General features: G+C 61.5%; 20 protein-coding genes and 2 tRNA genes. 16 read left to right on the top strand and 6 right to left on the bottom strand.

Annotated features, from left to right (window positions below; translation table 11 throughout):
• Positions 1–57: 57 nt before the first annotated feature.
• Genes AB843_RS15705 through AB843_RS15695 form a run of 3 tightly spaced genes read left to right on the top strand, consistent with a single transcriptional unit; the run spans position 58 to position 1,732 of the window.
• A complete protein-coding gene (locus AB843_RS15705) occupies positions 58–450 on the top strand; it encodes a COG4315 family predicted lipoprotein (RefSeq protein ID WP_087587123.1) in 393 nt (130 codons plus the stop codon).
• Between the two features lie 8 nt (positions 451–458).
• Positions 459–962, top strand: a complete 504-nt coding sequence (locus AB843_RS15700; RefSeq protein ID WP_048647827.1) for a sigma-70 family RNA polymerase sigma factor — start codon at positions 459–461, stop codon at positions 960–962.
• Positions 959–1,732 carry an anti-sigma factor family protein gene (locus tag AB843_RS15695; RefSeq protein ID WP_048647826.1) on the top strand — a complete coding sequence of 258 codons (774 nt, stop codon included), beginning with the start codon at positions 959–961 and terminating at the stop codon, positions 1,730–1,732. Before AB843_RS15700 ends, AB843_RS15695 begins: the two co-directional genes overlap by 4 nt.
• A 266-nt stretch (positions 1,733–1,998) precedes the next feature.
• On the opposite strand, the gene AB843_RS15690 is transcribed toward AB843_RS15695, so the two are convergent.
• Complete coding sequence (locus tag AB843_RS15690) at positions 1,999–2,934, bottom strand: pirin family protein (protein ID WP_048647978.1); 936 nt, start codon at positions 2,932–2,934, stop codon at positions 1,999–2,001.
• Positions 2,935–3,065: 131 nt separating this feature from the next.
• Here AB843_RS15690 and AB843_RS15685 point away from each other — a divergent pair, with 131 nt between their 5' ends.
• The 4 genes from AB843_RS15685 to AB843_RS15670 all read left to right on the top strand — a co-directional run bounded on the left by AB843_RS15685 (position 3,066) and on the right by AB843_RS15670 (position 5,334).
• Positions 3,066–4,289, top strand: a complete 1,224-nt coding sequence (locus AB843_RS15685; RefSeq protein WP_048647825.1) for a low temperature requirement protein A — start codon at positions 3,066–3,068, stop codon at positions 4,287–4,289.
• Between the two features lie 48 nt (positions 4,290–4,337).
• A tRNA-Cys gene (locus tag AB843_RS15680) sits at positions 4,338–4,411 on the top strand.
• Positions 4,412–4,718: 307 nt separating this feature from the next.
• A complete protein-coding gene (locus tag AB843_RS15675) occupies positions 4,719–5,009 on the top strand; it encodes a type II toxin-antitoxin system RelE/ParE family toxin (RefSeq protein WP_048647824.1) in 291 nt (96 codons plus the stop codon).
• Between the two features lies 1 nt (position 5,010).
• On the top strand, positions 5,011–5,334 hold the full coding sequence (locus AB843_RS15670) for an addiction module antidote protein (protein ID WP_048647823.1): 324 nt from the start codon (positions 5,011–5,013) through the stop codon (positions 5,332–5,334).
• A gap of 27 nt (positions 5,335–5,361) precedes the next feature.
• Here AB843_RS15670 and mgtE read toward each other — a convergent pair whose 3' ends face one another.
• Complete coding sequence (gene mgtE, locus AB843_RS15665) at positions 5,362–6,726, bottom strand: magnesium transporter (protein WP_048647977.1); 1,365 nt, start codon at positions 6,724–6,726, stop codon at positions 5,362–5,364.
• Positions 6,727–7,089: 363 nt separating this feature from the next.
• On the opposite strand from mgtE, the gene AB843_RS15660 reads away from it, so the two are divergent.
• The 3 genes from AB843_RS15660 (at position 7,090) to AB843_RS15650 (ending at position 9,612) form a co-directional block, all read left to right on the top strand.
• Positions 7,090–7,311 (top strand): hypothetical protein, encoded by a 222-nt coding sequence (locus AB843_RS15660; RefSeq protein ID WP_157384532.1) that lies wholly within the window; start codon positions 7,090–7,092, stop codon positions 7,309–7,311.
• A 521-nt stretch (positions 7,312–7,832) separates the two neighbouring features.
• Positions 7,833–9,383 carry a CYTH and CHAD domain-containing protein gene (locus AB843_RS15655; RefSeq protein ID WP_048647821.1) on the top strand — a complete coding sequence of 517 codons (1,551 nt, stop codon included), beginning with the start codon at positions 7,833–7,835 and terminating at the stop codon, positions 9,381–9,383.
• Between the two features lie 10 nt (positions 9,384–9,393).
• Positions 9,394–9,612, top strand: a complete 219-nt coding sequence (locus AB843_RS15650; RefSeq protein ID WP_157384531.1) for a hypothetical protein — start codon at positions 9,394–9,396, stop codon at positions 9,610–9,612.
• A gap of 15 nt (positions 9,613–9,627) precedes the next feature.
• On the opposite strand, the gene AB843_RS15645 is transcribed toward AB843_RS15650, so the two are convergent.
• Positions 9,628–10,410: a GGDEF domain-containing protein gene (locus AB843_RS15645; RefSeq protein ID WP_048647819.1), complete on the bottom strand. Its 783-nt coding sequence runs from the start codon at positions 10,408–10,410 to the stop codon at positions 9,628–9,630.
• Positions 10,411–10,914: 504 nt separating this feature from the next.
• Between AB843_RS15645 and AB843_RS15640 the strand changes: the two genes are divergently transcribed.
• Entirely contained in the window at positions 10,915–11,778 is an 864-nt protein-coding gene (locus tag AB843_RS15640; protein WP_048647818.1) for an alpha/beta fold hydrolase, read from the top strand.
• Positions 11,779–11,974: 196 nt separating this feature from the next.
• Positions 11,975–12,784, top strand: coding sequence for a potassium channel family protein (locus tag AB843_RS15635; protein ID WP_048647817.1), 810 nt, complete (start codon positions 11,975–11,977; stop codon positions 12,782–12,784).
• A gap of 948 nt (positions 12,785–13,732) precedes the next feature.
• Here the strand turns inward: AB843_RS15635 and AB843_RS25630 are convergent.
• Entirely contained in the window at positions 13,733–13,939 is a 207-nt protein-coding gene (locus AB843_RS25630) for a hypothetical protein (RefSeq protein WP_157384530.1), read from the bottom strand.
• 476 nt (positions 13,940–14,415) lie between these two features.
• On the opposite strand from AB843_RS25630, the gene AB843_RS15625 reads away from it, so the two are divergent.
• Entirely contained in the window at positions 14,416–15,480 is a 1,065-nt protein-coding gene (locus tag AB843_RS15625; protein ID WP_157384529.1) for an acyltransferase family protein, read from the top strand.
• 240 nt (positions 15,481–15,720) lie between these two features.
• On the opposite strand, the gene AB843_RS15620 is transcribed toward AB843_RS15625, so the two are convergent.
• Positions 15,721–17,604, bottom strand: coding sequence for a tetratricopeptide repeat protein (locus tag AB843_RS15620; RefSeq protein ID WP_157384528.1), 1,884 nt, complete (start codon positions 17,602–17,604; stop codon positions 15,721–15,723).
• Positions 17,605–17,764: 160 nt separating this feature from the next.
• On the opposite strand from AB843_RS15620, the gene pseH reads away from it, so the two are divergent.
• On the top strand, positions 17,765–18,325 hold the full coding sequence (gene pseH, locus AB843_RS15615; protein ID WP_157384527.1) for a UDP-4-amino-4,6-dideoxy-N-acetyl-beta-L-altrosamine N-acetyltransferase: 561 nt from the start codon (positions 17,765–17,767) through the stop codon (positions 18,323–18,325).
• A 411-nt stretch (positions 18,326–18,736) separates the two neighbouring features.
• On the opposite strand, the gene AB843_RS15610 is transcribed toward pseH, so the two are convergent.
• Positions 18,737–18,821: transfer RNA gene (locus AB843_RS15610), tRNA-Leu, on the bottom strand.
• Positions 18,822–19,018: 197 nt separating this feature from the next.
• Between AB843_RS15610 and lipB the strand changes: the two genes are divergently transcribed.
• Together lipB and ggt are read left to right on the top strand one after the other, a co-directional pair.
• A complete protein-coding gene (gene lipB / locus AB843_RS15605) occupies positions 19,019–19,735 on the top strand; it encodes a lipoyl(octanoyl) transferase LipB (protein ID WP_048647812.1) in 717 nt (238 codons plus the stop codon).
• A gap of 69 nt (positions 19,736–19,804) precedes the next feature.
• On the top strand, positions 19,805–21,568 hold the full coding sequence (ggt, locus tag AB843_RS15600) for a gamma-glutamyltransferase (RefSeq protein WP_048647811.1): 1,764 nt from the start codon (positions 19,805–19,807) through the stop codon (positions 21,566–21,568).
• The last annotated feature ends 312 nt before the right edge of the window (positions 21,569–21,880 follow it).

The raw sequence follows: 21,880 nt of genomic DNA, 5'->3' as shown, positions 1-21,880 counted from the left end.
CTGTTCTTAGTTCGGAAGCCGCTCCCCGGCTCCAAATTGCCAAGAAGGATCCAATCGATGCTTACGCGCTCTCTTCTGGCCGCAGCCGCGGCGCTCGCATTCACCTCCACTTTCGCGCTCGCCGATGATTACGCGGGCGGGGCGATCAAGACGATGGCCTCGGATAAGGGCGAAGTCCTGACCGATGCCGATGGCATGACGCTCTACACGTTCGACAAGGACGAAGCCGGCAAGTCGAACTGCTATGATCAGTGCGCCATGAACTGGCCGCCCCTGATGGCCGCCGCCGATGCCGCTGCCGAGGGGGAGTTCACACTCGTCGAGCGCCTGGACGGCAGCAAGCAGTGGGCGCATGACGGCATGCCGCTGTATCTGTGGAAGAACGACCAGAAGCCTGGCGACATGACTGGCGACGGCGTTGGCGGAGCCTGGCACACAGCGATGAACTGACAAGGCCGATGCCTGATTTCCTGGACGAGGTCGAAGCCTGCGTGCCAGCGCTCAGGCGCTATGCGCGGGCCTTGACCCGTGACGCCGACCGCGCCGACGATCTCGTCCAGGATTGCCTGGAGCGGGCGATCCGCAAGCGCAGCCTGTGGCGGCCGACGGGACCGCTCAGGGCCTGGCTGTTCCGCATCCTGCTGAATGTCTATCGCAACGATTTGCGCCGTGACCGCCGCGCGCCCATGTCGTTTCCCATCGACACAATGGCAAGCGAGCCGCCCTCACCGGCCGACCAGCCAGGGCGGCTCGCCCTGGCGGACACGGCGCGCGCGCTGGAGCAACTGACCGCCGAGCAGCGCGAGGCGCTGTTGCTGGTCGCGCTCGAGGGCCTGAGCTACGCGGAGGCGGCAAGCGTGCTCGAAATCCCGCTCGGCACATTGATGTCGCGCATCGCCAGAGCGCGCGAGGCATTGCGCGCCCTGCTGGAGGCGCCACCGCGCCTGAGGACTGTGAAATGACGAAGACCGAGCCAGGCATCCCGCGCGACACCCTGCACGCGTATATCGATGGCCAGTTGAGCGCCGAGGCGCACGCTGCCGTCGAACGGCACCTGGCAAGCCACCAGGAAGACGCAGCACTGGTTGCCGGCTGGGAACGCGACGGCCATGCGCTGCGCGCGCTTTACGGCCCCATCGGCGGCGAATCCGTGCCGCCCGCCCTGTCGCCGCACCGGATTGCCCGGCAAGGTCATGGCAGGCCGACCGACTGGCGCAAGCTGGCGGCGGCCGGTCTTGTCCTGGTCGCGGTGGGGGCGGCGGCCGGCTGGTATGGGCGCGATTTCACCGAGGCCGGGCAGGCCTCCACCGCGACGCTCCTGGACAAGGCGGTTGCCGCCCACAATCTCTACGTCGGCGAGGTGGTACACCCGGTCGAAGTCGCCGGCGCGCAGGATGGCCATCTCGCCCGCTGGCTGTCGAAACGGCTCGATCGGACGATCGCCATTCCAGACCTCAAGCCCGCGGGCTTCTCGTTGGTCGGCGGCCGGCTTTTGCCGGACGGGCGTGGCCCGGCGGCCCAGTTCATGTATGAGGACCACCAGGGTCGGCGGGTGACGCTGTACATCAAGCCAACGCTCGAAAGCGGCGAATCCTCGTTCCGTTTCGCCAACACCGGCCCGGTTGCCGCGCTGTTCTGGCGCGATGAGGGGATCAGTTGCGCGCTGGTGGGTGAATTGCCGCGCGACGAATTGCAGGCGATCGCCACCCAGGCCTATGAGCAGCTTGGCTGAGGCGCGATGCGACCAACGCCATTACCCGACAGCCAGAGTGGATGCTTTGGCGAACCGGCAGACGGTCCGGGCGGAGCAATTTTCCCTGACGATGGATGCCATCTCACCACCAGATCAGTTCATCATTTTCACGGAATCGATGAACTGATCTGGTGGCGCGATCCCGTGTTTTTGATGGTGCATTGTTTTTTCGGAATGGAGGGACGCACTATGGGCCAGGCTCTCCACGGGAGCGCCACGACGACAGAGGCGGTCCGCAAACTTGATCAACCCGGCAGCGGGATGAACTCCGCCCGGTCGTCGGGCGGCAGGTCGAACAAGCCCGCCCCCCAGCGCGCCTTGCGCCAATCCGCCTTGGCCGCCTCGATCCTCTCTTGCGAGGATGCGACGAAATTCCACCAGATGTAGCGCGGCCCACCGAGCGTCGCGCCACCCAGCAGCATCAGCCGGGCGCCCTGCGGCCCGGCCCCCACCGTGATGGCATCTCCGGGACGAAAGACCATCATGCGGCCGGCCTCGAAATCCTGCCCGGCAATGGTGACGCTGCCGTCGGTCACATAGATGCCGCGGTCCTCGTGGTCGTCGGGCAAGGGAAGGCGCGCGTCGGGCTCGAGCACGGCGTCGGCATAAAACATCTCCGAAAAGACGCGGCCCGGCGCGCGTTCGCCATAGGCGTTGCCGAGGATCAGCCGCAGCGCCACGCCGTCCGCCTCGATCAACGGCAGAGCCTCCTTGGCGTGATGCTCGAACATCGGCGCCATGTCCTCGACGCCCTCCGGCAAGGCGACCCAGGTCTGGATGCCGAACAGGCTGTGCGGGCCCTGGCGGGCGGCGTCGCTTGTGCGCTCGGAATGCGTCACGCCGCGCCCGGCGACCATCCAGTTCAGCGCGCCGGGGTGAATGATCTGGTCGCTGCCCAGGCTATCGCGGTGATGAAAGTCGCCGCGATAGAGATACGTCACCGTTCCAAGCCCGATATGCGGATGCGGGCGCACATCGATCCCCTGCCCGGTGAGGAATTCCGCCGGCCCCGCCTGGTCGAAGAAAATGAACGGCCCGACCATCTGGCGCTTCGGCGCCGGCAGCGCGCGGCGCACCTCGAACCCGCCAATGTCGCGGGCGCGCGGGATGATCAGCGTTTCGATCGCATCGACGCCAACCGTATCGGGACAACCGGGCGAAAGGGCGGGATTCCAACTCATCATGCCTCCTGTAGGCGCGAGACGCGCGCCTGTGTAATGTGTGCGTGCATACGGCCCGCCGGTGATGACAGGGCCATGCGAGTGTGGCATCAACGCGGGCCGAAAAGAAGCGCTCTATCGCAGGGGGAACGATGCAGGATTCGAATTCACCTTTCGCCGGCCTGATCCGGCCGATGCTGCCGCGCGATGCGCATGAGCCGCACCGTGCCGCTACCCCCTTGGAACTGCTGTTCGACCTGGTTTCGGTGATCGCCATCGCGGCGGCTGCCGCAGGCCTGCACCACGCCATCAGCGAAGCGCATGTCCTTGACGGTGTGATCACCTTCACCATGGCGTTCTTCGCCATCTGGTGGGCGTGGATGAATTTCACCTGGTTCGCCTCCGCCTACGACAATGACGATACGGTGTTCCGCCTCCTGACCATGCTGACCATGGCCGGCGCGCTGACCATGGCGGCCGGCATATCGCTGCTGTTCGGCGGCTTCGTCATGACCACCGTCATCATCGGCTACATCATCATGCGCGTCGCGCTGGTGGTGCTCTGGCTGCGTGCCGCACAGCATGACGCGCGCTGCCGCCGCACCGCGCTGACCTATGCGTTCGGCATCCTGGTCGTCCAGCTCTACTGGATCGGCCTGCTTTTCGCCCAGCCGCTGTCCGGCGCGACCCTGTACATCCTGTTCGGCACCGGCGTTCTCCTGGAACTCGCCGTTCCGGCCTTCGCCGAGCGCAGCGCCCAGACCCCCTGGCATCGCCATCACATCATGGAGCGCTACGGCCTGCTCAACATCATCGTGCTCGGCGAAACGCTGCTTGCCGGTTCGGTCGCGCTGCGCCAGGCGGCGATCGACGGATCGGTCGGCGGCCTGATCCACATTGCGCTGGCGGCGCTGGTCATCGTCTTCTGCCTCTGGTGGCTGTATTTTTCCCGCGAAGAGCATCTGCAGACCGGCGCCCTGTCGCGCACCCTCACCTGGGGTTATGGTCATTTCGTCATCTTCGCCTCGGGCGCGGCGGTCGGTGCGGGCTTTGCCGCGCTGGTCGACATCCTGACCCATCATTCGCAAGTGCCGCTGATCGTCGGCGATTACGCGGTCGGCATCCCGGTCGCGCTGTACATGCTCGGCCTATGGTTCGTGCGCGACCGTTTCATCTTCAAGGGCGCCGCGCGCCATGTGCTGCCGGCCTTCGCGCTCCTGGTCCTGCTGGTGCCGCTCAGCCCGCTGGCGCTGGAGGGCGTCGCGCTGGTGACGGTGGCGAGCGTGATTGCGCGGAACCGCCTGGCCGCGCGGGAACGGGCACTGGCCGACGCGACGGAAAAGGAAAGTTTGCCCAATCGGCGCTTATCCGCTTGACGCAAAATTGGCCGCAACCTATTGAACGGCGTCGATGCCGTTCGGCATGGCCTCGTGGCGGAGTGGTTACGCAGAGGACTGCAAATCCTTGCACCCCGGTTCGATTCCGGGCGAGGCCTCCAATTGATGGTTTTTCACCATAATTTCAGATAATTAGCACCCGGCGTTATACACCTTTGCTCGCAACGCGGTTTGCGCGTTGCACAGTGGTTCTCTGCGATTGAGTAGGTGACTCATTCCAATTGATCACTCCGCAGGCGGCGGCGTCCAGCGCCACCGAAGACATTCGATCCGTGTGTCCTCTCTCATATTGAAGATTCTGACCGACTGGACGCGCTCCAATGGCTACCTAGCGGCTGAGGAATGGACGCGTGAACCACAGTTCACAATCCTCTTGACCAACACCCATCTGTAAACTATATTTCACATATGATCGAAGTCCGGCTAAGTGACACCTTTACCAAATGGCTCGACGGACTTCGCGACCAGAGTGCTCGCATTCGTATTGCAACACGCATTCGGCGCATGGAGATGGGAAACCCCGGCGACGTGAAGGCAATTGGCGAAGGCGTGAGCGAAATGCGGATCACCTACGGCCCTGGCTATCGAGTGTACTTTGTGCAGGATGGGAAAACCATCATCATCATCCTTTGTGGTGGTGACAAATCCTCACAGAGCCGAGACATCGCCGAAGCAAAACGGATGGCAAAGGAACTCTGACATGCCACTCAAGACAACCAAGTTTGATATTCAGGATCACCTCAAAACCCCAGAGGATCGCGCTGCCTATATCGAAGCAGCTTTCGAGGAGGGTGACCCTGCTTTCATCACCCATGCACTCAATGATGTTGCTCGGTCGATCGGCATGACTGACGTTGCAAAGGCTGCCGGGATCACCCGTGAGGGCCTATACAAAGCGCTTAGCGATAAAGGCGATCCAAAGCTCTCAACCTTGCTCGGCGTTGTCAAAGCGCTCGGGGTCAGAATGACAGTCTCCCCGGCTCTGCCAAATGAGAATTATGTGGAAGCCCGACACGCACCATAACCGATCTATCCATTGCCCCTCCGCGCCTCACAACAGGCCGAACCACCAGGTGGCAAGGCCGAGGAAGGCGGAAAAGCCGACCACGTCGGTGACCGCCGTGACGAAAACAGATGAGGCGACCGCCGGATCGGCCCCGACGCGGTCGAGCAGGAGCGGAATCAGGATGCCGGCGACGGCCGCGACGAACATGTTGATGATCATGGCGGCGGCGATGATGCCGCCAAGGTTGTAATCCTGGAACCAGGCGGCGGCCACCGCGCCGATCAGGACGGCGAAGATCAGGCCGTTGAGGACGCCGACGCCCATTTCGCGGCGAATAATGCGGCCCGCATTGTAGATGTCGATGTCGCGCGTCGCCAGGGCGCGCACGGTGACCGTCATGGTCTGTGAACCGGCATTGCCGCCCATGCCGGCAACGATCGGCATGAGCACCGCAAGCGCGACGATCTTCTCGATCGTTGCGTCGAACAGGCCGATGACGGAGGCGGCGAGAAAGGCCGTGACCAGATTGACCATCAGCCATGGCACGCGCGAGCGCGCCGCCGTCAAGACACGGTCCGACAGCTCCTCGTCGCCGACGCCGCCCATGCGCAGCAGATCCTCCTCGGCCTCCTGCTGGATAACGTCGACCACGTCGTCAATGGTCAGAACGCCGACAAGGCGTTCGTTCTCGTCAACCACGGCGGCCGACAGAAGATCGTACTTTTCAAAAATCTGCGCCGCCTCTTCCTGGTCCATCGTGGCGGGAATGGCGTGGCGCGTCTCGCGCATCACATCCTCGACCTTGACGCCGCGCTTGGTGCGCAGGATGCGGTCGAGGTCGACGGCGCCGACCAGGCGGAACGTCGGGTCGATGACGAATATCTGCGAAAAGCTCTCCGGCAGGTTCTGCTCCTCGCGCATGTAGTCGATGGTCTGGCCGACGGTCCAGAAAGGCGGCACGGCGACGAACTCCGTCTGCATGCGCCGGCCGGCGGTCTCTTCGGGATAGCCAAGCGAGCGGCGCAGGCGCACGCGTTCGGTGAACGGCAGCTCGGCCAGGATTTCATCGCGATCCTGCTGGTCGAGATCCTCGAGGATGTAGACCGCGTCATCCGAATCGAGTTGCTCGACGGCGCGCGCCACCTGCTGGTTGGGCAGGTTTTCCAGAATGTCGAGACGGATCGCCTCGTCGACCTCGGTCAGCGCCGTATAGTCGAAATCGTCCCCCATCAGGACGACGAGCGCCAGTCTTTGCTCGGGAAGCAGCGCCTCGAGCAGATCGCCGATCTCGGACTGGTGCAGCGAACTGACATCCTGGCGCAGCGTCAGCGTGTCGCGATCGGCGATCGCCGCGCCGACATGAGCAAGGAAATGTGCCGAGACGACGCCATCGGCGTCGTAAATACCCATATCCGGCGCGCCGCCCGCGCCAGCGTCCGTGTCCAGTCCTTCCGGCTCGCTCAAAAACACCTCCCTGGGTGGAAAAAGGATACTGGGAACAGGTGCAGTCTCAGTTCCCGGCAATATAGAGGCGCAGGCCGCACCGCAACCGGTGGCCCGCTTTCCATCGAAGAAATTCGCCCGCCCCTTGAGACACAATGTGGCACGGCGACGCTGGTTCCTCCCGGAACGCCGACAGGCCTTTCGGACCGGTCGATCCCAGGGTTTGAACAAACGCGGAGGACGCCCTACATCTGTTGCCGGGACAGGAGAAATCGAACACAGCTAAGCGGCGGCACGATGAACGCGACAAGGATTGTCACCACTCTTCTCATGATCGCCCTTGCCGGCGCCCCTGCTCTGGCCGATGGCAAAAAGGCCGACGAGGCAAGGCTGCGCGATGCCGAGCGAGCGATACGGCAGGCTGACAGGGCGGAACGCATGCTGGAGGCGCAGCACCAGCAATGGCAGCAACAACAACGGGACATACCGCGGCTGATCGAGCCAAAACCGTTGCAGTTGGGCGTGCCGATCTACACATCGCCCAAACTTTGACGCGGCGAGTTGGTCAGCGCACGTAGATAGCCGGCTATTGCTTCCCTTGGGTAAATCTGCTTGAATTTCAGTGAGCCTTTTGTCTCCACGCTGGGAGATTCGAGGATCACCTCTGGGGGGGAGGGCTGGGTGCAAACGGACATCACGAACGGCACCACGTTCTCATTGGGATGACTCCACGCGTCGTTTTCTGCGTGGGGCGGGTAAGAGTTCGAGCGTGTTCTACCTCTATGTTTATCTGGCCTGTTGCATCCTTTTCCTCGTCATAGGGGGGTTGGTCGTGCCATTCATCGCACGCCGGCAATCGGACGCAGACGACCACTGATCCATGCACCGCCTTCCTGTCCATGCCCCCGGCTTCAACATCCGCAACCATCGCGCGAGCGGCCGCCTGTTCCTCCAGCCGAACCCTGTGAGAGCCGTAGCGCAGCGCCGAGCACGGCCCGTGCTTCGAACATGTCTTTGCGCGGGCGGTGAAACACCGCTAGTTGTAGGCCCGGAGCATGGCACGGGGCTTGTCGATGAGCGAGATCGAACTCAAACTTCTTCTGGATGCGGATCACGCCGCCGGGGTCCTGCAGCGCATTTCCAGGCTCGGCATCGCCGACGGGGAACAGCATTGCCGCTTGCTGCGCAGCATCTACTACGACACGGAAGCCCGTGCCTTGCAGGCGGCGGGCATTTCGCTGCGCCTCAGGCACGATGGTACGCAATGGCTGCAGACCGTCAAGCAGCGTGGCAGGATCGCCGGCGGCCTGTCGCAAGCGGAGGAAATAGAACAGCCGGCGCCCGAAGGACGCCTTCGTCTTGCGGCGATCGCCAGCAAACCCATGCGCAAGCGGGTCCGCGCGCTGGTTGGCAACGCTCCGCTCCATCCGGTGGTGGAAACCGATATCAGGCGAACCAGTTTCGACATTACGCTGGATGACGGCACGCAAGCCAACATCGCCGTCGACGCAGGCCAGATCAAGGCAGCCGAACTCAGCCGCATGCTGAACGAACTGGAAATCGAGCTGGTGCGCGGCGACCCGAAAAGCCTCTACACCATCGCCCGGGCGGTCCTGCCGGAGGGTGGCTTGCAGTTCTCCAGCCTTTCAAAGGCCGCGCGCGGCTTCCTGCTCGCTGAAAGAGGCTATATCGAGCCACCGGCCAAGCCGCGCATGGCCAGAAAGGTGGCGCTCGACCCCGCGAACACGGTGCAGCAGGCGGCACGGGCGAGCTTGCGCGAATGCCTCGATCAGGTGACGGCAAACATCCAGGCCGTTCGCCGGCTCGACACCGCCGAGCCGCCGCATCAATTGCGCGTCGGGCTGCGACGGCTGCGCACCGCCCTGTCGATCTTCAAACCGATCGTGGATTGTCCGGAGCGGGTCGATCTTGTCGAAGACTGCCGCTGGCTGGCGCATCAGGTCGGTCGCCTGCGCGATCTGGATGTCGTGTCGGGAACGATCGTCACGCCGCTCGCCGCCGCCCATGGCGGGGAAGCAGGCTTCCATTCCCTCACCGAGGCGCTTGACGAACAAACGGCGCAGGTTCGCGACGCATTGCGCCATTTGCTGATCGGCCGGCGCACGCAGTCGATGCTGATCAACCTCGCCGAGTTCATCGAGGCGGGGGATTGGGCCGCATCGAGCACGCCGGCAAAGGGCGAGCGGTCGGCAATGTCCGTCATGAAGTATGCCCGGCGGGCGCTCGACAGGCGATGGCGCAACACTGCGCGTCACGCGGAAGGCATTGCCTCATTCGATCTGCGTCAGAGGCATACCCTGCGCAAGAAGCTCAAGGCTCTCCGCTACACAGTCGAATTCTTCAGCCCCTTGCTGCCGGATAAAAGAATGCGGCCGTTTTCGCGCAGGCTGAAGACGCTGCAGGCGGTTTTCGGCGACCTCAATGACGCCGCCATGGCCGAGACCACCTTGACCGCCGCGCCCTTCGGCGCCATGGCCGACCCGATGGCCCAGCGCGCCATCGGCCGGGTGATCGGTTCCTGCCAGACGAAGGCGGAGCACAGCTGGGCCCATGCCCAAGCGCTCTGGGACGATCTCGCAGCCTGTGAACCACCCTGGAAATAGCAGGGAATCTTTGATATTCAACGGCTTGGTAGAGCCAGTTGATCGATTGATGCGGCCGAGTTCCAGGGCCTCGCGCGACGCGCAGTCGGCACCGGATGGCCGGAGACCGGAGACCGAAGTCGAGTTCACATTGCTCTGCCCGGCGATGGCTGAAATCCGTGGCAGCGCATGCAGCAAGAAGACGGGTGAGCAGATCAGGCAGGCGATCGGCATCATCGAAGGCCAATGAAAGAGCCTGCCCCGATCACCCGATAGCAGCCCGCAGACGCCCCCCGGAACCACGGAGTTGGGGAGCACATATCCGATTGCGGCCACTTCGCTTTGCCCGGTAAAGCTGGTCGTCGGCGACGGCCATGAGTGATGAAAAGTCCGCCTTGGTCTCTGCGAATGCCACACCAACGCTCACGCTCAATGCGGTGATTTCATTCCAAGTTGGTCGAAACACCAACTGCTCAACTCCAAGACGCACCTTCTCTGCCAGTGCCAATCCATCGTCCAGCGATGCCGCCTCTACGAAAACGCCAAACTCTTCTCCGCCAATGCGGGCAGCGATTCCGGTGTCGCCAACGGCATCGCGAATGACGCTCGCAATAGAGCAGAGCGCACGATCTCCGATTAGATGGCCGTGAGTGTCATTGATAGCCTTGAAGTCATCCGCATCGATGACGAGAAGAACGCCTCCAGTTCCGCGCTGCCCGATCTCGTCCAGGTCGGCGATAAAGGAACTCCGATTGAGCAGCCCGGTCATTCCATCGGTACGGGCAGCGATGGCAAGATCGCCATGCACGTCCGCCAACTCCTTGTGAGCCGCTTCAAGCTGAGCATGCGCAAGCGCTATTCTGTGGTTCTGGTAGAAGGTGTAGGTGCTCGCCGGGAAAGCGATCAACAGCGGGCAGAGCGCACTCATGATCACGGGAAACCAGTCCATCTCGCTGCCGGCCATGCTGAGTACGAACCAGCATATGGCTAGCGAAGCAATGATGGACAGACACGTTGCGAGAGCAGCTTTCAGCAAGACGATCTTCATGCCGGCGGCGATTATCAGGTGAGTGTTTCATACCGGTTAAGAACCGTCCGAACGTTCCAAACGCAAAAATGCCCCTGCCAGCCGGAGCCGGCAGAGGCGGAAGGGGAGAGATGTACGCAGGGATTACGGCGGCGGCCGGCCTGGCGGCCAGGTGTAGGCGCTGAAACACCCGACCTCAATCGCGCCCAACTCGCCGATCGTCCATGCGCCCGCGGGAACGGGAAAAAGCGTTCAATGCGCTTAAGCTGGGCCTTGGCTAGAGCGCCGTGCGTCCATTCGGACGCCAAAGGACGCTCTAACGCTTTGAATCTACACATCGTGCTTTCCGAAGATCGATTCTGATTTTCGGGCCGATGCTGTAGCCAGAATTGATCAGACATCGACAGCCCCTCTTGCCGCGCTTGAATCACGATGTCACGTCAGATGGTGTACCGGTTTGCCGAAGTCTGCTGCGCAGCCAGAGCGGAGCTTTACCCTACGCGCCCTGATGATAGCATCGGGAGCATGTTCGAGGGCTTTGCACTGGATTGGATTGATGTTGGCGATGTCGTGCTGCGGGTGCGGCACGGCGGGTCAGGCCCACCCCTCCTCCTCTTGCATGGGCATCCGCGTACGCACGCGACATGGCACCGTGTCGCCCCCCTGCTTGCGGCAAATTTCACCGTCGTGTGCCCCGACCTGCGCGGCTTCGGGCAGTCGTCGTCGCCGCCCGACGTGACGGATCATTCGCAGGCATCCAAGCGGGCGAAGGCTCATGACTGCCTTCTGCTGATGGAGGCGCTGGGTCATGAACGCTTCATGATCGCGGGCCACGACCGAGGCAGCTATACCGCGTTCCGCTGCGCGATGGATCACCCGGAGCGGGTCGAGCGCTTGGCCATACTTGACGGTGTGCCAATCCTGGAGGCCTTGGAGCGTTGCGACGCGCAATTCGCCGAAGCGTGGTGGCACTGGTTCTTCTTCGCCCAGCCAGACAAGCCCGAACGCGCCATCCTTGCCGATCCGATCGCATGGTATGGCGGATCCGCAGAATCGATGGGGCTCGAGAACTATGCAGACTTTGTGGCTGCCGTCACCAAACCAGAAACAGTGCGAGGAATGCTCGGCGACTACAGGGCCGGTTTGACCCTCGACGCTGATCACGACCGCGCAGATCGGATCAGCGGCAGAACGCTGGCCTGCCCCACGCTTGTCCTCTGGTCGCTCGATGACGATCTCGAACCGCTTTATGGCGATGTCTTGGCTGTGTGGCGAACATGGGCACCGGACCTCCGCGGTCACGGCATCGATTGCGGGCATCACATGGCCGAGGAAGCGCCAGAACAGCTTGCTGCTGCGTTGTCGGCATTCTTTTGCGCGCCCGAGTGACAGACCGAAGTCAGAAGCTGTTTTCCGCGTAACTGCGATGTCTGAAAAGGCGCTCAGAGCAGTCATCGAACACTTCTGTCGGTTAACAGGTCCTCACCTAGGTGCCGTGTTCAGGATCAGATAAGCTGGGTGCGTGCGGACGGCACCAGTTGCTGCTGCCGAAACGCTCCCTAGCAAACGCATTGGGCAACAAACGATGGATATTTCCTCAGAAACCGGCGGAACTGAACGGGAAGCGAACGCGCTGGACCGCCTGCGAGGACGCTTGCGCAGTCTCTACCACGGTCATTCACAAGGCGCGTTGCGGTTCCAACTCGCTGTCATGGTCGTCGATCTTCTGATCATCGCATTCTTCGTTGCAAGCCCGGTGCTGCGCGACCGGCCATCCTTTCTCTGGATCGACTATTCTATCGCAGCACTGCTCGCTGCGGATATCGCGGCGCGCGCCCTTGCCGCCAATGACATTGCGCGCTGGTTGCGGCAGCCCACAAGTGTCGTCGATCTTTTCATCCTGGCGACGTTGCTTGCGCCGCTCTGGCTGGCCAATCTCGGCTTCCTGCGCGTCCTGCGCCTATGGTCGCTCTCACGCAGCGGTTTTCTGTGGCGTCCACTGATCCGGCGGGGTTACGGATCATGGCGGGAGGTCGTCCATTCGGCTCTCAATCTGGTCACGTTCCTATTCGTGGTGACCGGATTCATCTACACGTTCTTTTTCCGGGAGGATTCGGGGCTCGCCGGTTATGTGGACGCCCTCTACTATACGGTCACGAGCATGACGACGACCGGCTACGGTGACATCCTCCTGCCAGGCATGTGGGGTAAGTTGACCTCCGTCGTCATCATGATTGCCGGCATTTCGCTGTTCATCCGCCTGGCCCAGGCGATCTTTCGTCCCTACAAGGTCCGATATCCATGCCCGCAATGCGGGCTGTTGCGCCACGACCCCGATGCGGTCCATTGCAAGGCTTGCGGCCATCCGCTGAAGATTCCCGATCCCGACGATTGAGAAAGAGCCTCGCAGCATGGCTGAATTCGTCCCATCGCCGCGCGATTTTTCGCTCGGGATTGATCCTGCAGCATGACGACTGTTTAGGTTCGACAATCGAGCACCTCTTGTCGCGACCGGCTGGACGCAAAAAGCCCCGCCGGCCGGAGCCAGCGGGGCAAGCTGTATCGAACCCGTTTTGGCTAAACCGCATTGCAGAAGCGCCATGTCGGCTCAGCGGGGCCTATACCTCCACCACAACCGCCTCCACCCCCTCCTCGAGGCAGGTGCTCGGTCCAAGGGAACGGTCTTCCAGCGCCCGGCCCATCGAATGGCAGACCAGGGTGGGTACCGCGAGGACGCGGATCGTCAATTCCGGGACGGACGACAACTCTACCCGCGGATTTTCCCTTGGGTTGCGCGTCCCGGGCAACGACATTCTTGCCCGCACCTTTCAGGATGGCCCAGACCATGGACTTTGCGACGCCGATGATCGAACCGCGCGCTGAGCTGATGGCTATCTCAAGGGCAGTCGTGCCCGCAGCAACAGTAACCGCCCCTTTCACTGCGCCCATCACGCCTCCAACCCCGACTGAGATCGGATCGACGACGGGTTTTTGCAGACCCGGCTCTTTGTAATTCTCCCAATCCCGCTCGACCAACGCCGGAGCAGGTTCTTTCGCGAAGCTCTCTCCCGAACTGAATGCGGCAGCAATCAGCGCGACCGCACCCAATATCGGAGAGTAGAAGTGACGAAGTCGAGACATTCGTTATCCTCCGCTCGTAAATTTCGCGTCCCTTCGACATCTACCTTCACGACGAATATGGCAAGAAACGCGCAATTGACTGCCAGTACAGTTTTGAACCGCCCTGTGTTGCTGTTCGACAACACTGTCGACAAGACAGAATCTGCCCGCCGGACGTCACCGGCCAGAACACGAGCCATAGCCGCTCTCGTTCTGGTTTTTCTCATTGCAGCGGAACTTTGCACGGACCTCCATCGGTCTTCTCCTTCGTCTTGAAAGCCGGAATGTCGCCTGCACGGACTGCGCCATCTGGCGCAAAAACCTTGCGGACGCGGTCGAGCAGGATCGCCGCGCCGGCGGCACGGTTCTTTTCATGGGGTTTTCCTTTGCTTAATGTTTGGTGACTAGAGAGCTCGTCGCTGGCGAGCATTTCTCAGGCAATGCTTCAGGTGATCCGACCCGTTCACTTGACGGCGCTCGCCAGCACCGCTCCGAAACGATTGTTTCCACAACCAACATTCCGTGAATGGCCCACAGCGGAGAATCGCTGAACACTTCGCCTGCGGCGGACCGCAAGTGGGGACCTGTAGGGGCCGCTGGGTCGGCGCAGAAGGACCGCCCTCCGATTGCGCCGGCCCACGCACCGCCGAAACGAATTCAACACATCGCTGAAGACGTTGCGCCAGCCCGATGACGCTGGCGGGCTCGGGTATCGCAGCACCGGCAATGTGCCGAACTGCGGGTCCGCCAGCGCATCATTCAGAAGCGAAAAGAGGCGCGTTGGGTTTCCGGGAAAGTTGGCGTGGCGTCAGTTGTATTGTATAGCCGCCGTGAGGGTGCTCGATGCACTCGGCAAACGCGTCGTCTATATTTTCTTCGCGCGAAGCGGCTATGCTTGGAGGGCTCATGAAACTGACACCAGGTCAATCAGTCGCCCTCGATCTTCTACGCGGGCTGGCGAGCCTCGTCGTTCTGGTAGGGCACGCCTGGGCGGTGACCAAAACACCAGCGGCGAAGTACATCGAAATCCAAACGTTGGGGGTGGTTATCTTCTTCGTCCTGTCAGGTTTCCTGATTACGTATACGTGCCTCATCAAAACGGGTTACAACTTCGTAGAATATTCAATCGACCGGTTCTCGCGCATCTATACGAGCCTGATTCCCGCTCTCGTTCTGATCTATCTGATAGACTGGATCGGCGGTCAGGATTTGACGACGCGGCAATACTCAGCCGAGACGTTCGTCGGCAATCTGCTGATGCTAGAGAACAACGCCGGCCTGTTGTGGTACTTCGGCCTCGACCTCATTCCGCGCCTGGGAACCAACACCCCACTTTGGTCAATCCCGATCGAATGGTGGCTGTACATGCTGTTTGGCGTGCTGTTCCTGCCAGCCGGCGGACGAGCTGGCCTCGTGCTCAAGGTCATCATGGCCCCGATAGCGATTGCGACGTTCACCTACTCGACCGGACATGCAGGGATCGGAACCGCATGGCTTATTGGCGCCTGCGCAGCCGTGATGTTCCATTTCGCGCCGCGCGCGAACGGCTCAATCGGCGTAGGGTTGGCGATTGTCGCATGCGCCATAATTGTCACGCCCTTCGCATTTACTGGAGCGAACGCCACGCGGATTCTATGGAGTTCGCCCAACATGATCATGGGTGTGGCGCTCGCAACATTTGCCGTCCTCGTGTTTGCTCAGAACCTGAAATTAGGTCTGGGCTCTCGGAGAATGATCATACACCTGGCCCTAATCTCCTACCCGCTTTATCTGATCCACATGCCGCTTCAGCGAGCGGTCTATTCATACGCGTCGCCAGGCACGCTTGCAGTCAGCACCGCCGCTATTGTCATGCCTCTGGTCGCTGCGGTCGGATTCTCTTTTATGTTCGAGATACATCACAAATGGGTGCGTGATTGGATCAAGTCGACCGCAAACAGGCACATCCGACCTACCATTAGTCATCGGTGAGGTAGCAGACCGTCCCGTAAATCGACCATGTGTCGCTGATCTCGTCTGCCGTTACGCTGGATTGCGTCGTTAGACTGCGCTTGAGGAAGTCGATCCGGCTCTCCCCAGGAACTGCTGCGCCGCCCCAATCGATAGTTCGCGCCAAAATCACAGATAACGAGATCGCCGCGCGTGCTCACCCAAGCAGCGCTCCCTCATCTGACGCATCGCTAGCAAGGCCAAATGGATTGCGACCGGCGGCTAGTTTTTCCCGATGAGCTTGCTCAGCCCACCAGCGATCGCAATGGCGGTCGCCTCGGGATCGTTCAGGGGATCGCCGAACACGTTGAGCACCGACTTATGCCACACATCTCGCCCATCGGCATATGCGCGCCACTTAGATCCCTCGGTGCGCCCGAACAACACAGTTGGAACACCAAGAGCACCTGCCAGTTCTGCCGTCGTGTTTCCCGGGGCTACGACCGCATCCATGTTGGCCAGAAACCCCGCCATTCCCTCAAAATCGTCCATCAAGTCGAGGCCCCTGATGACGCGCACGTTCGGAAGAACAGATTTCAGTATTTCCAGTTCGTCCGTCTCGACTGCAGTCTGGAATATCCAGAAGGTCCCATCTACATCAGCCAGGGGCGCGAGGTCCGCTGCACACAGGTAGTTGATGTCGCGACGCGCGCCGTTGAGGACACTCCGCCACGAAAGAGCGATGTTCGATCCATTGCGCGGAATCCGTTTCGCCCATTTTGCCACATGACGTTCATCCGGCACGAGATAGGAGCGGACTTTTCCGAACGACGAGAGTCTGGGGCGCGTGTCTGCCAGCATCTCGAATATCGATGTGAATGCGCCGGCATTCTCGGCTGCATCCAGAGCCGCCTTAGAGAACACAGGCGTCAACCGTCGCGAGGTCACGCCCGCTCGTGTCTCCGGGTTCCGCACAATCATCTCGCCGCGCCATCGCGTCACCGGCAGAAAGTGAACCTCCGGAAAGCTGCGCTTCAGGAGAGAATGTAGCCGGGGCTCGCACGTGATGGTGAGATTGGAGCACTTGGCAGACAGGTCCGGATAGATCGACGCAAAACGAATTTCATCGCCGATTCCGTAGTCAGCGATGACGACTGATGATTCTGCCTTTGCTAGAGTGGACAAACACCGGACATACTTCCCGTTGACGTCCTCGCGCATGGCGTAGGTAAGGCCACGCGCCCTGGCCTCCAGAAATGCGTCCCTGACCCGGCCGAGTTTAAACTTCATGTAAAAGAGCGGATTGTTGAAACCGCGTGGCTTGCTCGGGTCATCGCCTTCGTATGCGGATTCGATGATCGTTATCGCAGTGTCAAATCGGCCAAGCTCGTACAGGCAATCGCCAGCGTAGATCTTGCTCGCTCGGCCGTAGCTTTGATGTTCAAAGAGTTTGCCAAACAACGTTACGGCTTTCTCGAATTCCCGCAACCTCATATGCGCGATGCCAGCCAGATACGCGGCCTCGAATTCGTCCGGAATCGCGCCTCGCTCGAAGGCATCGTTCAGCAACTGTAGGGCCTGCTCGCCTCGACCGAATTCTGAGAGGGCCTTGACCCCATTAATTGCCGCGCTTCTCGTCCAATAGCGACGCTCTACAACATCAGGGATGCCGTCGAGTGCCCTGCCCAAGGTTTCGCCACCGAAGAATTTTCCCAGCAATGTAAGCGACTTAGGGTTCAGAGGATCGCGCCTAAAAGCCTCCAGGGCGCTCGTTCTAGCGGTGCTCGAATCACCAATCATTTCCAGAATTTCACAGTTCAGCCGGTAGGCCGAACTGTCACGCGGGTTCATTCCAATGCTGCGATTGACCGCCACCAGTGCGGCAGGGAGAGACCAATGGGCAAATCGCTGTTCTGCAAGCTTTCTGAAGTTCTCTGCCTGGCTGCCCTTCTTCGTCAGGTGCGCAACGCCGTTCTTCTTCTTTTTAATCAACCCCGCCTTCACGCCAACGACGCGCACCGCGTGGACACTCAACCGTCTAAGCTCGCGAAAATCGCCATTGGAGATAGCGGCCGCTGCATGTCGGGCTGTGCGTTCAAAAGGCAAGGATCGTTTGGAAGACATGGTTTGGCCTAGGTCGATTCGGTGGCGCATCTCATTACCCATCGCCGAACTCGCGATCAACCTCCAACTTGACTTGCCGCCCACCGCACTGTGTCTCACTAGCGAGATACTGAGATGTTGCGCCTTCGGCAACTTGCCATAAGGTGGTGGGAATTCTATGGTTGCCGAGGGCGGACCTGACGAAACATTAGGATGTATTTTGGTGACTGATACTTCGGAACGGACGCGTAGAATTGAAGCAACAGCACAAAAAATTGAATTTTCCGATATTACAAAAATTGATGAAAAGGACGCTCTTCAGGTTCTAGCGATCAGGAATGAAGCTCCTATCCGCAACAACATGTACACCAATCACGAAATCTCTCGTGATGAGCACTTCAATTGGATAGACCGCCTGCGCGGCAGAGAAGACATCAAGTTCTTTGCGGTTCGCTTTGATGGCGAGATCGTGGGCGGGGTTAGCCTAAGCGGCATAAACACGGTACACAAACGGGCAGACTGGGCTTTCTATTTGTCTGAAACCACCCACGGCCGCGGTATTGGCGCAGCACTTGAGTACAAAGTTGTGTCTCTCGCGTTCGACCAATTCAAAATCGAAAAGCTCAACTGTGAGGTCATCTCTTTCAATGACCGCGTTGTGAAGCTTCACGAGAAGTTCGGGTTTCGTATCGAGGGCGTTCGCAGAGAACATGTTATCCGAGATGGTCAGAAGTTTGACGCTATCCTACTCGGAATCACGAAGCAGGAATGGACGGCGCGCTAGGGAGGCGGATGCCCGCGCGCCAACTACACGCTGCGGGCATATAGCATCAGCTTCCCTTGGCTCCGAGGGCGTCGATCCGATTAAGCAACCTCTCAATCTGCCCCATCTTCTTGTCGTTCTCATCCAGTAGCCATGCGAGGGCAGCCCACAGGTAGGGCGCTCGTTTGCCCTGGTCGCCCCCCCCCAGACGCATAGACCGCTTCCGACCTGCCACGGGTCTTTAGGCCAGTACGACATCATTACGGTTCTTGGCCATTCGGAGGCCAAGACGAGCGAGGTCTATGCCCGCCGCGTGGAGCGTTGGAAGCTTGCGACATCAGCGATAGGGAGGATTGATGGCCCCTGCATGGGGTTGACGCGGGACACAATGACCCGCAACCAACTGAAATGCATAGCATGAGGGAGGGTCATTGGTGCGGTCGAGAAGACTCGAACTTCCACGGGTTGCCCCACAGCGACCTCAACGCTGCGCGTCTACCAATTCCGCCACGACCGCACGCAACGAAAGGCCAGCTTGCACCGGCCAGAGCGCGTGTAGCAAATCGGCCATGGAGAGACAAGCCGGCAGGGGGCGAATCTTCGCAAAAACGACACGCATGCACAAGCGCGGCTCAAGCAGCGCCCGGCGACTGGACCCGAGCCATGTTTATCGCCATATGTGCGCGTAGGAACAAGCTTGAGATGGAACAGTTAATGAGCGAACGCGGTCAGATCGACACCGCTTTCCAGCCACGCTTTGCGGCACCGCCGGTCGAATGGCGCGTCGCGCCGGGCCTGACCGACTACGCCGCGGCGCTTGCCTTCATGGAAGAGCGCGCGGGCCTGATCCGCGAGGGCAAGGCCCGCGAACTCGTCTGGCTAGTGGAGCACCCTCCCCTTTACACCGCCGGCACCAGCGCCAAATCCGACGATCTGCTGGATGCCGGGCGCTTTCCCGTCTTCAAGGCCGGGCGCGGCGGTGAATACACCTATCATGGCCCCGGCCAGCGGGTGGCCTATGTGATGCTCGATCTGAAATCGCGCCGCGAGGACATCAGGGCCTTTGTCGCCGCGCTGGAGCATTGGATCATCGATACGCTGCGCCGCTTCAACGTCACGGGCGAGCGGCGCGAGGACCGCGTCGGCGTCTGGGTGCGGCGGCCCGACAAGCCATTGCTTCCGGGCGGTCTGCCGGCCGAGGACAAGATCGCCGCCATCGGCATTCGCGTCAGGCGCTGGGTCACCTTTCACGGCATATCGGTCAACGTCGAACCGGAACTGGCACATTTCAACGGCATCGTGCCGTGCGGTATAAGCGGCTATGGCGTTACCAGCCTGGTCGATCTCGGCCTGCCGGTGACGATGGAGGACTTCGATCTGGCACTGAAAGCGGCCTTCGAGGACACATTCGGTTCCACTGAGCGCCGCTGACGGTACCAGCCCTATCGCAGAATTGGAGCGCGCGCCGCACGCTCCATGCCCAGCAGAGGAGTGCCAGGCATGCGTTTTCCCCACGCGACGAAATCCGTCGCACTATTGTCGATTTTGCTCCTGTCGGGAGGCGTCGGCACGGCGCAGCAGGCGACGGACGCCCACGCCCCGGAAATCGCCAGCGGCGTCACCAGCAAGGCGGCGGTGCAGGCCAAGGACCAGATGGTCGCCGCGGCCAATCCGCTGGCCGCAGAGACCGGTCTCGAAATCCTGCGCCAGGGCGGCAGCGCCGCCGACGCACTGGTCGCTGTGCAAACGGTGCTCGGCCTGGTCGAGCCGCAATCGTCGGGCATTGGCGGCGGGGCGTTTCTCGTCTGGTACGATGCAGCGAGCGGCAAGATCACCACCTTCGACGGCCGCGAAACGGCGCCCGCCGCCGCCACACCCGCCCTGTTCCTCGATGACAAGGGCGAGCCCTTCGCCTTCTTCGACGCGGTGGTCGGCGGCCGTTCGGTCGGCACGCCCGGTGTCGTCCGGCTGATGGAGGCCGTGCATCAGAAGGCAGGCAAGCTGGATTGGGCCGAGACGCTCGAACCGGCGATCGCCATGGCCGAATCGGGCTTTGCCGTCTCGCCGCGTCTCAACGCGCTCTTGGCCGATGACAAGGGCAAGCTCGACACGCAGGCAACCGCGCGCGCCTATTTCTACGACGATGCCGGCGAGCCGCTGGCCACCGGCACCATTTTGAAGAACCCGGATTATGCGGCGACGCTGAAGACGATTGCCGCCGAGGGCGCCGACGGCTTCTACAAGGGAGCGGTGGCGGAACAGATCGTCGCCGCGGTCAAGGCGCATGAAACCAATCCCGGCCTGCTGACGCTCGAAGACCTCGCCGCCTATGAGGTCAAGGAGCGCGAGGCCGTCTGCGCGCCGTATCGCGGCCTCGAGGTCTGCGGCATGGGACCGCCCTCTTCGGGCGCGCTAACCGTCGGACAGATTCTCGGCATGGCGGCCGAGTTCGACCTGGCGGGCCTCGGCCCGGACGATCCGGAAAGCTGGCGCATCATCGGCGATGCGACCCGCCTCGCCTTCGCTGACCGCGGCCGCTACATGGCCGACAGCGATTTCGTCAAAATGCCGAGCGGCCTGCTCGATCCCGCCTATCTCAAGGAGCGCGCCGCGCTCATTCGCCGCCCGACGGCGCTCGGGGAGGACGAAGCCAAGGCCGGCATGCCGCCCTGGGACAAGGCGGAGCTGCGCATCGACGGCACCAGCCTGACGCAGCCCTCCACCTCGCATTTCGTCATCGTCGACAAGGACGGCAACGTCGCCTCCATGACGACGTCGGTCGAAAGCGCTTTCGGCTCGCGGCAGATGGCAGGCGGGTTCATCCTCAACAACCAGCTCACCGATTTCTCGTTTGCGCCGGAGGAGAATGGCGAGGCGGTGGCCAACCGGGTCGAAGCGGGCAAGCGCCCACGCTCCTCCATGTCGCCGACCATCATCCTGAAGGACGGCAAACCGCTCCACGCATTGGGTTCGCCGGGCGGCAGCAACATCATCCCCTATGTGGCCAACGCGATCATCGCGCTCGTCGATTGGAAGATGAACATGCAGCAGGCGATCGACCTGCCGCATCTGACCAACCGTTTCGGCACCTACACGATCGAGGCGGGAACGGCGGCGGAAGAACTGACCGACGATCTCGACGCGCTGGGCTTCAAGACCTCAGTCGGTGAGCTGAACTCGGGGCTGCACGGGGTCACCATCACGCCGGACGGGCTGGAAGGCGGCGCCGATCCGCGCCGCGAGGGCATCGCCATCGGCGACTGACCATGAGAACGAATGCCCGAGCGGGCACGCTATGGAGGCGGGAGCATCCCGCCTCTTTTCCATCCGGAGATCAAAACGCTCCGATGAAAGCGGCGGCGGCGACAATGAAGGAACTGACGGCGACGAGGGAAGCGACATCCTGGACAAGTTCGGTCATAACTCTCTCCTGATCTCTTTATGCTCCCTTTATGTTCTATTTTTGTTCAATCGTCAAGCCTGTGGAACCTCGGCCCCGGCGCGCCGGCAAAGAAGGTTGACGCGGGGTTAATCGAGGCGTGCGGACGCCTGTTCCGGCGGCGCACCAAAGCGCCC

It is taken from the genome of Nitratireductor soli (genome assembly GCF_001050155.1).
In the GTDB taxonomy this organism is placed as follows: Bacteria; Pseudomonadota; Alphaproteobacteria; order Rhizobiales; family Rhizobiaceae; genus Nitratireductor; species Nitratireductor soli.
The sequence above is the reverse complement of the archived record's forward strand: the minus strand, read 5'-3'. Positions and strand labels throughout refer to the sequence as shown.